We start from the raw sequence: 13839 nt of genomic DNA on the forward strand, positions 1-13839 counted from the left end.
GAAAATCATGAGCCTGGCCGCGCTGGAGGCGCGCCTCTCAGCCTATAAGCGTTTATGGCGGCGGGCCTTTGTTAAAGGTCCGCTGACCCGCTTCGTGTTTGAATTTATCGCGTTCGGCATCAAGCAGGGCTGGGCGTGTCTCTTCGGGGCGTTGATGCTGCTCCTCCTTTTGGGGAGTTTTTTAGTCTACCCCGCTGATGCGCCCCTGGCGCGCTATGATTTTATCACCGTGTGTGCGCTGGCCATTCAGATCGCCATGCTGGGCTTGAAGCTGGAAACCTGGGAGGAGGCGGGCGTCATCCTGGCCTTCCATCTGGTGGGCACGGTGATGGAGCTGTATAAGACCCATATGGGCTCTTGGATTTATCCAGAGGCGAGCGTCTTGCGTATAGGTGATGTGCCGCTGTTTTCTGGCTTCATGTATGCCTGCGTGGGCAGTTATATTGCGCGGGTCTGGCGGCTTTTCCATTTTGAGTTCGACCGCTTCCCCCCGCTCTGGGCGCAAGGCCTGTTGGCGCTGGGCGTTTATATCAATTTCTTCACCCATCACTTTATGCTGGACGTGCGATGGGGGCTGTTTTTTGTGTCCGCTTTGCTTTACCTCCCGTGTGTGATTTGGTTTCGCCCCGATCAGGCGCGCCGCTGCATGCCCTTGGGAATTGGCTTGTTTCTGGTTGCGCTTTTTATCTGGTTCGCCGAAAACATCGCCACCTATGCCAATGCCTGGCGTTATCCAGGCCAAGACCAGACCTGGCATTGGGTGTCCCTCAATAAATTGGGGGCGTGGTATTTGTTGATGATCATCAGCTTCGTTCTGGTGGCCGCCATCCATGACACCCGCCTTCGCCTGTCGCTAAAGACCCGCCATAACGATAAGAGACGCCAGCCATGAAAAAGCTTTTGATCGCGAACCGGGGTGAGATTGCTCGCCGTGTAATGCGCAGCGCCAAAAAAATGGGGATCGCCACCGTTGCGGTCTATTCCGATGCCGATGCGAAAAGCCCCCATGTGCGCGATGCTGATGAAGCGATCCATATTGGTCCGGCCCCGGCGCGCGAAAGCTATCTGATCGCGGAACGGATCTTGGCGGCCGCCAAAGCGACGGGTGCGGATGCCATCCATCCAGGCTATGGCTTCCTGTCTGAGAATGCCGACTTTGCCCGTGCTTGTGCCCGTGAAGGGATTATTTTTGTCGGCCCCAGCCCGAAAAGCATTGAGGCGATGGGTTTAAAAGACCGCGCCAAAGCGCTGATGGAAAAGGCGAATGTGCCTGTAACGCCGGGCTATCATGGTGAGGCCCAGGATGAGGCCACTTTGTTGGCACAGGCCGGACGCATTGGCTATCCGGTCCTGATCAAGGCGGTTGCCGGCGGCGGGGGTAAAGGCATGCGCAAGGTTGAGCGTGGGGAAGATTTCCTCTCCGCCTTGGCGTCTTGTAAGCGTGAAGCGGCGTCCAGCTTTGGTGATGATAAGGTGCTGATCGAGAAATTCATCACCAATCCGCGCCATATCGAGGTTCAGGTCTTTGGCGATAGCCGGGGCCGGGTGGTCCATATGTTTGAGCGCGATTGCTCGCTGCAACGTCGCCACCAGAAAGTCATTGAAGAGGCCCCCGCGCCGGGGATGAGCCCCAATGTGCGCGCCGCAATCTGTTCGGCGGCCGTGCAGGCGGCCAAGGCAGTGCACTATGTCGGTGCCGGTACGGTGGAGTTTATCGCGGATGGCTCCGGGGCATTGCGTGAAGACGGCTTCTTCTTTATGGAGATGAATACCCGTTTGCAGGTTGAGCATCCGGTGACCGAGATGGTCACGGGTCTGGATCTGGTAGAATTGCAATTGCGGGTCGCGCAAGGCGGCTCTGTTCCTGCGCAAGAGGACATCCATCTTAAAGGCCATGCCATCGAAGCGCGCCTCTACGCTGAAGACCCTGCGACGGGCTTTTTGCCCTCTATCGGGACGCTGGAGCGTTTGAGCCTGCCTGAGGGTGAGGGCGTGCGCGTTGATACCGGTGTGGAAGAGGGCGGTGAGGTAAGCCTGCATTACGATCCCATGATCGCCAAGCTGATCGTCCATGCGCCCCATCGCAGCCAAGCGATTGATCAGCTGATCGCCGCAATTGATGAAGACTTGATAGTCTATCCGGTGAAAACCAATGCGGGCTTCATCCGCCGTGCCCTGGATCACGCCGTGTTCCGTTCGGGCGAGGTGAGTACGCATTTCATTGATGGCCATTTGGCGGCTTTGACGCCCGCCATTCCCACACCCCTTCATACGGCCATGGCCGGTGCGGCGAAGATTTTATTTGATGCGGCCGGGCGCGGTGAAGCCGACCCGTGGAACAATCCCACGGGTTTACGTCTGAACGCGCAACCGCGTATCGCCTTGGGCTTTGATCATGAGGGCGAGCGTTTGGGTGTGCATCTGACCCCGCATGAGGAGGGTTATCACGTCACGCTCGATAAGGCTGAGCTGACCCTTAACGGCGTGACGGGCAGCTGGGATGGCTTTGGCGGTGCATTGTCTGCGGATGTGGAGGGTGAAACGATCACCGCCCATGTTGAACCCTATCAGGGTCATCTTCTGGTCAGTGTACGCGGCGATACTCATCTCTTCCGGCCCTACAGCCCTGAAGCGGCGGCCGATGGCTTGGTCGCGGGCGGCGCGATCAAAGCCCCGATGCCGGGCAAGGTGCTCTCTGTGTCTGTTGAAGCGGGCCAAACCGTCACCAAGGGCCAGACTTTGGTGGTCCTTGAAGCCATGAAGATGGAGCATGCCTTAGGTGCGCCGCGCGATGGCGTAGTTGAGGCGGTGCATGTTGAGCCTGGGGCTCAGGTCGCCGATGGTGACGCTCTGGTCGTGCTGGTTGATGACGAGGCCTAGGCCGATCTCCTGCCTTGAGGACATAAGAAACCCCGCTGCTGGCCAGCGGGGTTTTATTGTCTCACGCTAAAACAAGTTAGGGACCACCGGCGCGCAAAATCTCATAAGGGGCTGTGTCAATCTGAGGGCAGGGTGGGCCATGTTAACTTTTATTGTCGCCTGGCCTAAACCAAAGGCTTTGATGTAAGGCGCTTTTTGAACTTGTTCAAAGCGCATAGTTAAAACGAAGCTTCGGCATAATTCCTGCTTCTATCTCCTCATTGGTATCAAACCAATCACAGACTGTATAACTCTGACACGGGGATGATGATGCGAGAGCCAGTGATTACCGAATGGAATGATGATCAACGCGGCGAATTTCGCAAAAGCGTGGTCTCGGCCCGCCATCGTCTCCACCGTGATGAGGCCTTCAGCGATGATGCGTTGGCCGAGCTGATTGATCGCCATCCGCGTGAGCTTTGTGATTTTTGCACCATGGGCGATGACCCGACAGACCGCGAGAGCTGGCGCGCGGGTGATCCGGGCGCGCTCGATGGCCATACCCTGTTAGACGCGGTCAAAGCGGGTAAGCTGTGGATCAATCTGCGCGAAGCGATGACGATCGATCCGGTTTATGCGCTATTGCATAAGCGCTTATTTTCCCAGTTAAAAGCCCTCAATCCGGGCTATGATCCGTTGCGCACCTATGGTGGAATTTTGATTTCTTCACCAAAAGCGCAGGTCTTCTATCATGCCGACGTTTCAGAAACTCTTTTACTTCATGTACGCGGACATAAACGCATCCGGATCTATCCCCCGCATCAACCCTGGCTGAAAGCGCAGTCGATGGAATCAATCCTCCATCATCGCCAGACCGAGGACATGCCCTTTCAGACGGGCTGGGACCAGGACGCGGCGACCTTCGATCTAAAGCCCGGCGATATGGTGGCTTGGCCGTTGCATGCCCCGCATCGGGTGGAAAATATCGACGGATTGAATGTCTCCGTCACCTGTGAAGTCGTGACCCAAGATTCGCTCCTTAAAAATGCCGTACTTCACGCCAATGGTGCGCTTCGTCAAATGGGGTGGGTGCCGCGTTCAACGTCTACACAAGGGTTGCAAGTTTACACAAAGCTTATGATTTCAAAAATATGGAAGGTCTGGACTCGGTATATGGTTGCGCAAAGCAAAGCTATGCCGAAAAGCGAAAGAACCTTCGATATTGATCCAAATGAAGTCGAAGGCTTTAAGAATAGAGAACTTGCATAAAGCGCTGGCCACCCACCGTAACTTGTATTATTCGCTCAAATCTGGGGATTTGGGGACATGGAGCATTAGAATGTTACGGACAGGAACCACTATAATCGCTGGCCTTGCTTCAGCATTAGTTTTGAGCGTATCCGCTTATGCGCAATTACCTGCGCCTTTAGAAGCCGCAATTTCGCGCACCGCGCCTGCAGGCGTACGCTCTGTTGCCGCCAATGTTGAAATGGCAACCAGTGGCGAGCGTATCGTGGCGCGTGTTACTGAGTATGAAGTCGGCCAGAGTGAATATCAGTTGCTTCATCCGATGAGCGAAGCTCAACTGAGTGATGTCCAGCGTGAATTGTGGGACGAGCTGCGCACGGATGAGGAAGAGGACAAAGACGAGGATTCAGACACGCTATTGATGTCTGAAAACGAAATGCGGGAATTGATTGGCACTCGCGCAGATCTGGTTCGCCAAGACGGTGGTTTGGATGTTTATGCTTTCCGTCCTCAAAGCTTAGGCGATGACGAAGATGACGCCGCCATTGTGGCTTTCTTACATGGAGAGATCGCGCTCTCAGGTGACAACGTCGCTTGGATGCGTCTTTATGCCCCTGAATCCTTCAAACCCAATTTCCTGACCCGTATCAACCGCTTTGATATTCATTATCGCTATGAACCGGTTGATAATTTTAACACGGTGCGTCTTGCTGGGTTGACCCAGCATGTTGTGGCCTCGGCCATGGGGCAAAATGTCGATACGCAAATCGAGATGGCTTTCTCTGATGTGGAATATGCTGACGCTGGACGTTGATTGAGGCCTGTCATGGCCTAGATATAGCCCATGACGATTCATCTCATCAAATTGTGTGTCGGGGTGGACCGGATCGAAGATCTGGAAAGCTATCGTGATCAAACGGTGAAGGCTGGGGCTTTACCCTTCATCACAACACGCAACACGCCCAAAGATAAGGGCGAGCTCCTAAAAGGGGGCTCGCTCTATTGGGTCATCAAGCGGGTGATCCAATGCCGACAAAAAATTCTCGATATTGAGACGATTGAGGATGCGGGCCAGAAAATGTGTTTGATCACGCTGGACCCGGAGATTGTGCGCACCGCCCCACAACCGCGTAAAGCCTTTCAGGGCTGGCGCTATCTCAAACAGGGTGACGCCCCCGCCGATATTACTCAGCTGAGCGCGGGCGGGGAAAATCTGCCCGATGATCTACGCCATCAATTGATTGAGCTGGGGGCCTGGTAGCTTACCCTTGATTCAGCCCATGGACGGGGAGGTTATCAATCAAGCGGGTTCTACCCAGCTTGACCGCGCCCAGAGCTCGCGCCGGACGCGCGCCATGGGCCTCGATCGCGCTTAAGGTGGCCTCATCGCGCACGGCGATATAATCCACGCTATCAAAGACACTTTGAGCTTTTTCGCGCGCTTGGAACAGGCACTCGCTTAAAGGCTTACCCGCTTCCAGGCGGTCTTTCAGCTCGTTGAGGATCGCATAAAGCTGGGCGGCGGTTTGGCGTTCTTGCGCGCTGAGATAGGCATTTCGCGAGGACAGGGCGAGGCCATCATCTTCGCGCAAAGTCGGCGCGCCCATAATCTCGATATCCAGATCAAGATCCAAGGTCATGCGTTCAATCACGCGTAATTGCTGAAAGTCTTTTTGGCCAAAGACCGCGACATCAGGGCGAACACGCTGAAACAGCTTGCTGACCACCGTGGCCACCCCGGCAAAGAAATGCGGGCGAAACTCTGTCTCCAGTTCCAGCGCGGGGCCATCCAAGCTCACCGTTGTGGCAAAGCCTTGCGGGTACATATCCGAAGCCAGAGGCGCGTAGAGAAGGTGGCATCCCGCTTCAACCAATTTCTGCGCATCGGCCTCTAAGGTTCTGGGGTAGCTGTCAAAATCTTCACCCGGCGCGAATTGTGTCGGGTTGACAAAGATGCTCGCCACTACACGGTCGGCATGGCGCAGCGCCGTTTCGATCAGCGATATATGCCCAGCATGCAAAGCGCCCATGGTCGGCACAAAACCCACGCGCAGGCCTTCACTTTTCCATTGCGCGATATGGGCGCGCAGGGCCTGTGTGTCTGAAAGGGCGCTCAGCGGTAAATGGGTCAGCATCGACACACTCCGTGGATAAAGGCGTGGGGCCAGTGGTGAAGTCTTGTGCCCAAGGGGGCGACTCGTCCTACATCGTTTTCATGATGCGAGCTATTTGGATTATCATTCTCGCCAGCGTCTTAGGCGGGTGTAGCGTAACCACAGGGCGGCCCCCAAGCCAAGCCCCGGGGACGCCTTTGGGTGCTGTGGCCCAAACCTTGGCGTCGCGCCTGGATGATTGGGCGCAGAATGAGCCTTTGCGACTGGAGCATGTTAAGGCGCAGATCGAGGCGCTCAATTGGGCGATGGATCAGGCTGAAACCTTGCCCTTGCCTCAATATGCCAGCGGCCTTGATAGCCTCAATCCTGAGTGGTTGGGCGAGGGCTCGACCTTGTTGGAGCCTGATAACCCTCAGCAAACAAGCGCAGGCCTTCCTAATGCCAATGGCTTAACCCCGTTACAGCCCTTGGGCAGTTTAAGCGCAAGCGCGTCTACGCCTTCATCCACTCCGACGCCGACACCTCCCTCGTCACAGGATGACACGCCACCCCCATCATCGCCTGTGCCGATCATGGACCAAGAGAGCCCGATAAGCGTAGGGACGGCGCAAGGCATCTTCTCGGCCTTGTCGCAGACGAAAAGCGTATTGTACGCGCTGCATCTGGCGAGTTATCGCAATGTTGCTACGACCCAGGAGGGCTGGCGTGAAGTCCAAGCCGCCCATCCGGAGCTTTCGCGCTATCATGCGCGCATGGATCAGGTTAATTTGGCTGAACGCGGCACATTCTTGCGTTTGAAAATTGGCCCGTTCGAGACCCGCCAGGCTGCATTGGGCACATGCACGGCTTTACGGGAATCAGGGTTATACTGTGCCTTGGAATCTTATGATGGCGATCCCTTATAGGGATAGGGCCAGGATTAAGGGTTGGGATTAGCTTTTGGGCCACCAAAAGCGTTTAGGACCGCGACGCGCTTTGTCCTTGCGAGCAAGTCGTAATGGCGGGGCTCCGCGGTGCGGGTGATGTGAGCATGAGCGACGTAACCAGTCTGACTGCGCCTGAAGAGGCCAAAAAGGTTGAAGAGCGCGCCCGAAATACCACGGCCCATGTTATAATCGTGGGTAATGAAAAGGGCGGCGCGGGTAAATCGACCGTGGCCATCCATTTGGCGGTGGCCTTGACCCGGATGGGGAAGAAGGTCGGCATGGTCGATCTTGACCTGCGCCAAGGGACATTGAGCAAATATCTCAATAACCGCAAGAAGTGGTGCGAGAAGTTCAATGTGACTTTACCTAATCCGCTGGTTCATAAGATAGAGCCGTCTGTGGCGCGTCATTTGGATGAGATTGAAGCCGATGAATCCGCGCGCTGGGCCCATGCGGTCGATACCCTGACAGAGGCGGGGTGTGATTTCATCATCGCCGACAGCCCGGGTTCGGATAATTATCTCGCCCGGACCGCCCACGGCTATGCCGATACGATTATTACGCCGGTCAATGACAGCTTTGTCGATTTCGCCCTATTGGGTGAGGTGGATCCGGATACGTTCGAGGTCAGCCGGCCCAGCCAGTATTCTGAAATGGTTTGGGAATGTCGCAAACGTAAAGCGATTTTCCAGAAGAAAACCCTCGATTGGGTGGTGATGCGCAATCGCGTGGCCATGCTCGATTCGCGCAATAAGCGCCGCGTGGGCGATGGCTTGAAAAAGCTGTCAGAGCGTGTCGGCTTCCGTCTCGCCCCCGGTTTTGCCGAACGGGTGATCTATCGCGAGCTTTTCCCGCTGGGCCTGACCTTGCTGGATCTCACCGAGCATGGCTCGACCGTGCAATTCACCATGAGCCATGTCGCGGCCCGTCAAGAATTGCGCGATCTGATCATGCTGTTGAAATTCCCAAGCTTAGCCGGTCAGAAGATCCAGTTCTAAGGGTTTAGGCCCGCCAGAGGGGTGACGTCATGATAATCATGGGGGCCTTGGCGGTTCTGGCTGCGGTGTTGGGCTTTGGGATCGCGCTCTATCGCGGTGATCGCTATATCGCGGGTCAAAGCCTGCGCGCCGGGCTGGGGCTGGGCGTGATGATCTTGGGCGGGCTCTTGGCCTTGCGCGGGATGAGCGTGATTGGCGTGCCTTTGTTTGCCACGGGATTGGGCCTGTTGGGCGCAATCGGCAAGACGCACAAACGCCAACACTCCGCTGGCACATCCCGCCAAAGCACGCAGATGACCCGCGTAGAGGCGGCTGCGATTTTGGGGGTGAGGGCGGACGCAGACCCCGAGGCGGTGCGGGCGGCGTATTTGAAACTCATCAAAAAAGTCCATCCCGATCAGGGCGGCAGTGATGTGCTGGCCCGCCAAGTACAAAGCGCCTATGAAGTGCTAAAGGATCAGGTGAAGGATTAACGCTTAAGGTGCGACAGCAAAACAGGATTCGCCGCGAGCCGCCAATTGTGTGCAGATGACGCGCGCCTGATCCCCAGCGAGATTTGTAAAGCGCGCACGCCACAGCGTACGGCCATTTTGCTGAAGGCTTTCGGTTTCAAACCCGGCCGTGGTGAGGGGCGTTCCTACTTGATGGCGAACCGTTTCCAGACGCGCCTGGGCGGCGGCTTGGGTGCCAAAGGCACCGACCTGTAAAGACCAGGCATAGCGCGGATCAAAGCTAGGTGGGGGCACTTCGGTATAGAGTGTAGGGGCCACACTTTCGATGGTCACGGCTGGTGCTCCCCCGGCCGCAGAGCCCATTTCGCGCGGCGCGCTGACTTGGGTCAGTTCTGCGGTCAAAATCCGCTCTTCGCGGATCGGATTGAGGCGCGGCACATTGAGGCTCGCCAGGCGAAGGCTTTGGGCCTGACCTTCCAGGGCGGTAAAGGCGCTTTCAATCAGGCTTTGCGCGTGCGCATCACGGGTCGCAGAGGTGCGCCCGCCCATCACCACCGCGATCAGGCTGTGATCCTGACGCTCGGCGGAGACAGCGACATTAAAACCCGAGGCGCGGATATAGCCGGTTTTAAGACCATCCACGCCCTCAACCCGGCCCAACAGGCCATGATGGGTATGATAGCGTCGACCCTGCCAGGTAAAGTCCTCGGTGGCAAAATAATGATAATATTGGGGGAAATCGCGGTGCAGCGCATAAGCCAGGCGCGCCAGATCGCGCGCCGTGGTCACTTGCCCCGGATCAGGCAGGCCCGAGGCGTTTTTGAACATGGTTTGGGAGAGGCCGAGTTCGTGGGCTTTCTCGGTCATGGCGCCGGCAAAGCGGGCTTCATCGCCGCTGAGATGTTCAGCCACCACGACCGCGACATCATTCGCGCTTTTGACGATCAGGGCCAAAATAGCCTCTTCGGCGCGGATGCGATCACCGGCCTCTAAACCCAGATGCGAGGCGGGGCGCGAGGCGGCTTCCGGGGAAACCAGAAGTTGATCATCCAGGCTGACATCACCGGCGTCTAAAGCCGAAAACAGCATGTAGAGCGTCATCATTTTGGTGAGCGAGGCGGGATAGCGCGGTGCATCGGCATTGCGCGCATGCAGCACTTCCTGGGTCTGGGCATCAACGACGAAGGCTGCATAGCGCTCGTTCGCGCTTGCCCCACTGGCCAGCGCGCACCACAGCCCAACACAGACGATCACTCTTTGCCAATACCGCATGCGCGCGAGCATGCCGAAACTTACTTGATACACAGTTAATGGATCATGTTCGGACATAAATCATCTTAAAAGATTTTTGCGCCGCAAGAATGCCTTAAAGAATCCCTTGACGTTGTTTACCGAAACCTCCATATTATGCTGCGACTGCGAACAAGCGGTCAGCAAAAGGAAGAAGCCATGACGACTGAACATCAAAGCACGGCACCGGTCGAGGCTCAGCAGGGTTCTGCTAAGGCCTCCACCGATCAAGCCTCAGCGTCTAAACCAGCAGCCACTGTTGAGACTAAAACTGTTGAAACTCAAACGACTGAGCCTTCAGCCGTTACACCAAAAACAGCCACTCAAGCTAAATCCACGAAGTCGGGGACGCCGGCCAAGTCGACCCGTAAAAAAGCGGCGACAAGAGCCCCCTCAGCCCCGCGACCCATTACCGGAGCAAACACCATGACGACTTCTACTGCGGCTAAAAAAGAGACTGTTAAAGACACGATCCAGACGGTCACCCACGCCCAAAACGAAGCTTTGAAAGAAGGTTTCGACAAGTCTTTGAACGCGATGAACGAAATCAACGCGTTCCAGAAAGACACCGTTGATGCGGTGATCGCATCTGCGACCTCTGCGGGTAAATCTATCGAAGAACTGAACGCCAATGTTCTGGGCTATGCGAAAAAAGCCATGGAAGATGGCGTCAGCGCAGCGAAAAACATGGCGTCTGCCAAGTCTGTTCAAGAGCTGGTCGAAATCCACGCGGATTACACCAAATCTGCTCTGGACGCTTACCTGGCCGAAGTCAACAAGACCTCTGACCTGATGTCTGGCATGTTCAAAGAAACCTTCAAGCCTTTGAACGACCGCATCTCGTCTGCCATCGAAATGATGCAGTCTCAGCGCTAATCAAAAGCGCGAGACCAAGTTTGGGGCAGCGTGTGTGAAACGCGCTGCCCTTAGACTTTCCTCCCTGACTGGCCCAGTGGTGAACCGCTGGGTCATTTTTTTATGGAAAACTCCCGATTGTCGGCATGGATGTGTACTGAAGGGTCACAGCTATGGGTTAGACTGTAAGCAATTGCGGGGATGACAGAGGCTAGGCCTTCCCAGGCGTGCCGACTTACCTAAATATGGTAGGCGAGAAAAAAAGATTCTTCCGGTGTCCTGATATTGGGTCGGTCAATCTTTATATAACCGCAAAGCGGCCTTAAAATCGGGCCATGAAGACTGATGATGGGTGTGGTGACAATTACAATGAGCGAGCGCAAAGACCCGAATGATCCGGATCTTGGCCATGGTCTGGCGGTGAAAACCCAGACCCGGACCAAACGCCCATCCATGTATAAAGTCCTTCTTTTGAACGATGACTACACGCCGATGGAGTTCGTCATCGAGATTTTAATAAATATCTTTCATAAATCTCCTGAGGATGCCACACGCATCATGTTGCACGTGCATCAAAATGGAGTGGGGGTGTGTGGAGTCTTCACTTACGAAGTGGCTGAAACCAAGGTCGCTCAGGTGATGGAAGCTGCACGCCGCTCGCAACACCCTTTGCAATGTACAATGGAGAAGGAATAGGTCTTGCCCTCATTCTCACCGGCTCTCGAAGAGACACTGCACCGCGCGTTGGCCATGGCCAGCGAGAGAAAGCATGAATTTGCCACGCTGGAACACTTGCTGCTTGCGCTCGTGGATGACAGCGATGCGGCAGCGGTCATGCGCGCCTGCGATGTAGATGTCGAGGAGCTTCGAGGTACCCTCATTGAATATGTCGATGAGGAATTGGCAAGCCTGATCGTTGAAAGCGATGATGACACCAAGCCCACGGCGGGCTTCCAGAGGGTCATTCAGCGCGCGGTGATCCATGTGCAAAATTCCGGTCGTGAGGAAGTCACCGGGGCCAATGTCCTGGTCGCGCTCTTTGCGGAGCGTGAAAGCCATGCGGCATACTTCCTGGCTGAACGCGATATGACGCGCTATGACGCGGTGAATTTCATCTCGCACGGCATTTCCAAGCGTCCCGGCGATGCGCCGGAAGCGCGTGTTGCGCGCGGTGTCGATGAGGAAGAAGAGACTAAAGCCACGGACAAAGACGAGGCGCTGAGCGCCTATTGCGTCAACCTCAATGATAAGGCACGCCAGGGCGGGGTTGATCCGCTGATCGGGCGCGAATCCGAAGTTGAGCGCTGCATTCAGATCCTATGCCGTCGACGCAAGAATAATCCGCTTCTGGTCGGTGATCCGGGCGTGGGTAAAACTGCCATCGCCGAAGGTTTGGCGCGTAAAATTGTTGAGGATGAAGTCCCTGAGGTTCTCGCCGACAATGTGATCTATTCGCTCGATATGGGATCGCTGTTGGCCGGGACGCGCTATCGCGGTGATTTCGAAGAACGTGTCAAGCAAGTGGTCAAGGCGCTCGAAGCGCGCCCGAACGCCATTCTCTTCATTGATGAGATTCACACCGTGATCGGGGCGGGGGCGACATCGGGCGGGGCGATGGATGCCTCTAACCTTTTAAAACCGGCCTTGCAAAATGGTGGCCTGCGCTGCATGGGCTCCACCACGTATAAAGAATATCGCCAGCACTTTGAAAAAGATCGCGCACTGGCGCGTCGCTTCCAGAAAATTGATGTCTCTGAGCCGTCTGTGCCCGATAGCATCAAGATTTTGCAAGGGCTGAAGCCTTATTTTGAAGACTTCCATGATGTGCGCTTTACCGCTGAAGCTTTGCGCGCCGCTGTTGAGCTGTCGGATCGCTATCTGGGGGATCGCAAATTGCCCGATAAGGCGATTGATGTGATTGACGAGGCCGGGGCATCGATGCGTCTGGTGGCGCCGTCCAAGCGCAAGAAAACCATTGGCGTCAAAGAAGTTGAGACCGTGATTGCCAAAATGGCCCGCATTCCGGCCAAATCGGTCTCGAAATCGGATGAACGCCAGCTTAAAGACCTCGATAAGTCCTTGAAGCGCGTGGTCTTTGGTCAAGATGGGGCGATTGATAAGCTCGCCTCTGCGATCAAGTTGTCGCGCGCGGGCCTTCGTGAACCCAATAAGCCGATTGGCTGCTATCTCTTCTCCGGCCCGACGGGCGTGGGTAAAACCGAGGTTGCGCGCCAGCTGGCCTCCACCCTGGGCGTTGAGCTGTTACGCTTTGATATGTCTGAATATATGGAGCGTCATACGGTGAGCCGTCTTCTGGGCGCGCCTCCGGGTTATGTCGGCTATGATCAGGGCGGGCAATTGACCGATGCGGTCGATCAGCATCCGCACTCGGTCTTGCTGCTTGATGAGATCGAGAAGGCCCATACCGATATCTATAACATCTTGCTGCAGGTGATGGATAATGGGGCGCTGACCGATTCCAACGGCAAGAAGGTCGACTTCCGCAATGTGGTCTTGATCATGACCACGAATGCCGGGGCCGCTGATGCCGCCAAAGAATCCATTGGCTTTGGCCGTGGTAAACGCGAAGGCGAGGACATGGCCGCGATTGAGCGTCTGTTCACGCCGGAATTCCGCAACCGTCTGGATGCGATCATTCCCTTCTCTGGTCTGGCCAGTGACGTTGTGGGCCGCGTGGTTGAGAAATTCGTCCTGCAATTGGAAGCGCAACTGGCCGATCGCGGCGTCACGTTTGAGCTGACCGACGCGGCGACGCAATGGCTGTCGAAAAAGGGCTATGATGCCAATTATGGCGCGCGTCCGCTATCGCGGGTCATTCAAGAGCATATCAAGAAGCCTTTGGCGGAAGAAATTCTGTTTGGCCAATTGAAAAAGGGCGGCATCGTGAAAGTCGATGTGGACCCGGCCGATGAGGAGCGTCTGGACTTTGAAATCATTCCGGGCGATCGTATTAAGGACGAAGTGACGCGCAAGCGGGGATCTAAATCGAAAGAACCTGTGCGTTAGATCTTATACGCCAAGCAGGGATAATGCAGTGATGATCATGGGGAAAACGGGTGCGCTCTTAGCGATGATG

Annotated in this window: 13 protein-coding genes; 11 read left to right on the plus strand and 2 right to left on the minus strand. The window is 55.8% G+C overall.

From position 1 onward, the window contains the following. Window positions 1-7: 7 nt before the first annotated feature. From H151_RS0110415 to H151_RS0110435, 5 genes are all read left to right on the plus strand, one after another. Entirely contained in the window at window positions 8-892 is an 885-nt protein-coding gene (locus tag H151_RS0110415) for a DUF817 domain-containing protein (RefSeq protein WP_019961606.1), read from the plus strand. After that, the gene (locus H151_RS0110420) at window positions 889-2880 is read left to right on the plus strand and encodes an acetyl/propionyl/methylcrotonyl-CoA carboxylase subunit alpha (protein ID WP_019961607.1); all 1992 of its coding nucleotides are present in this window, start codon (window positions 889-891) and stop codon (window positions 2878-2880) included. The genes H151_RS0110415 and H151_RS0110420 overlap by 4 nt, the downstream gene beginning before the upstream one ends. A 309-nt stretch (window positions 2881-3189) precedes the next feature. Next, entirely contained in the window at window positions 3190-4128 is a 939-nt protein-coding gene (locus tag H151_RS0110425) for a cupin-like domain-containing protein (RefSeq protein ID WP_156823479.1), read from the plus strand. Window positions 4129-4198: 70 nt separating this feature from the next. After that, a complete protein-coding gene (locus H151_RS0110430; protein WP_019961609.1) occupies window positions 4199-4921 on the plus strand; it encodes a hypothetical protein in 723 nt (240 codons plus the stop codon). 30 nt (window positions 4922-4951) lie between these two features. After that, a complete protein-coding gene (locus H151_RS0110435; protein WP_019961610.1) occupies window positions 4952-5368 on the plus strand; it encodes a DUF1489 family protein in 417 nt (138 codons plus the stop codon). A gap of 1 nt (window position 5369) precedes the next feature. Here H151_RS0110435 and panC read toward each other — a convergent pair whose 3' ends face one another. After that, window positions 5370-6242: a pantoate--beta-alanine ligase gene (gene panC, locus H151_RS0110440; RefSeq protein WP_019961611.1), complete on the minus strand. Its 873-nt coding sequence runs from the start codon at window positions 6240-6242 to the stop codon at window positions 5370-5372. 83 nt (window positions 6243-6325) lie between these two features. Here panC and H151_RS0110445 point away from each other — a divergent pair, with 83 nt between their 5' ends. From H151_RS0110445 to H151_RS17120, 3 genes are all read left to right on the plus strand, one after another. After that, window positions 6326-7126, plus strand: a complete 801-nt coding sequence (locus tag H151_RS0110445) for an SPOR domain-containing protein (RefSeq protein ID WP_169336739.1) — start codon at window positions 6326-6328, stop codon at window positions 7124-7126. A 125-nt stretch (window positions 7127-7251) separates the two neighbouring features. Then, a complete protein-coding gene (locus H151_RS0110450; RefSeq protein WP_040759470.1) occupies window positions 7252-8145 on the plus strand; it encodes a division plane positioning ATPase MipZ in 894 nt (297 codons plus the stop codon). 29 nt (window positions 8146-8174) lie between these two features. Beyond that, on the plus strand, window positions 8175-8618 hold the full coding sequence (locus H151_RS17120) for a J domain-containing protein (protein ID WP_019961614.1): 444 nt from the start codon (window positions 8175-8177) through the stop codon (window positions 8616-8618). 3 nt (window positions 8619-8621) lie between these two features. Here H151_RS17120 and H151_RS0110460 read toward each other — a convergent pair whose 3' ends face one another. Beyond that, window positions 8622-9926 (minus strand): D-alanyl-D-alanine carboxypeptidase, encoded by a 1305-nt coding sequence (locus H151_RS0110460; RefSeq protein ID WP_233354566.1) that lies wholly within the window; start codon window positions 9924-9926, stop codon window positions 8622-8624. A gap of 120 nt (window positions 9927-10046) precedes the next feature. Between H151_RS0110460 and phaP the strand changes: the two genes are divergently transcribed. The 3 genes from phaP (at window position 10047) to clpA (ending at window position 13769) form a co-directional block, all read left to right on the plus strand. Next, the gene (gene phaP, locus H151_RS17565) at window positions 10047-10763 is read left to right on the plus strand and encodes a phasin family protein (protein WP_169336740.1); all 717 of its coding nucleotides are present in this window, start codon (window positions 10047-10049) and stop codon (window positions 10761-10763) included. Window positions 10764-11111: 348 nt separating this feature from the next. Beyond that, on the plus strand, window positions 11112-11438 hold the full coding sequence (gene clpS / locus H151_RS0110475; protein ID WP_026353962.1) for an ATP-dependent Clp protease adapter ClpS: 327 nt from the start codon (window positions 11112-11114) through the stop codon (window positions 11436-11438). 3 nt (window positions 11439-11441) lie between these two features. Then, on the plus strand, window positions 11442-13769 hold the full coding sequence (clpA, locus tag H151_RS16175) for an ATP-dependent Clp protease ATP-binding subunit ClpA (RefSeq protein ID WP_040759401.1): 2328 nt from the start codon (window positions 11442-11444) through the stop codon (window positions 13767-13769). The last annotated feature ends 70 nt before the right edge of the window (window positions 13770-13839 follow it).

Origin of the sequence: Woodsholea maritima DSM 17123 (genome assembly GCF_000382325.1) — a bacterium.
GTDB lineage: Bacteria > Pseudomonadota > Alphaproteobacteria > Caulobacterales > Maricaulaceae > Woodsholea > Woodsholea maritima.

What these genes read in the sequence shown, in the direction of transcription:
- H151_RS0110415 (WP_019961606.1), top strand. Translation starts at nt 8, where the DNA reads ATGAGCCTGGCCGCGCTGGAGGCGCGCCTCTCAGCCTATAAGCGTTTA.
- H151_RS0110420 (WP_019961607.1), top strand. Translation starts at nt 889, where the DNA reads ATGAAAAAGCTTTTGATCGCGAACCGGGGTGAGATTGCTCGCCGTGTA.
- H151_RS0110425 (WP_156823479.1), top strand. Translation starts at nt 3,190, where the DNA reads ATGCGAGAGCCAGTGATTACCGAATGGAATGATGATCAACGCGGCGAA.
- H151_RS0110430 (WP_019961609.1), top strand. Translation starts at nt 4,199, where the DNA reads ATGTTACGGACAGGAACCACTATAATCGCTGGCCTTGCTTCAGCATTA.
- H151_RS0110435 (WP_019961610.1), top strand. Translation starts at nt 4,952, where the DNA reads ATGACGATTCATCTCATCAAATTGTGTGTCGGGGTGGACCGGATCGAA.
- panC (WP_019961611.1), bottom strand. Translation starts at nt 6,242, where the DNA reads ATGCTGACCCATTTACCGCTGAGCGCCCTTTCAGACACACAGGCCCTG.
- H151_RS0110445 (WP_169336739.1), top strand. Translation starts at nt 6,326, where the DNA reads ATGCGAGCTATTTGGATTATCATTCTCGCCAGCGTCTTAGGCGGGTGT.
- H151_RS0110450 (WP_040759470.1), top strand. Translation starts at nt 7,252, where the DNA reads ATGAGCGACGTAACCAGTCTGACTGCGCCTGAAGAGGCCAAAAAGGTT.
- H151_RS17120 (WP_019961614.1), top strand. Translation starts at nt 8,175, where the DNA reads ATGATAATCATGGGGGCCTTGGCGGTTCTGGCTGCGGTGTTGGGCTTT.
- H151_RS0110460 (WP_233354566.1), bottom strand. Translation starts at nt 9,926, where the DNA reads ATGTCCGAACATGATCCATTAACTGTGTATCAAGTAAGTTTCGGCATG.
- phaP (WP_169336740.1), top strand. Translation starts at nt 10,047, where the DNA reads ATGACGACTGAACATCAAAGCACGGCACCGGTCGAGGCTCAGCAGGGT.
- clpS (WP_026353962.1), top strand. Translation starts at nt 11,112, where the DNA reads ATGAGCGAGCGCAAAGACCCGAATGATCCGGATCTTGGCCATGGTCTG.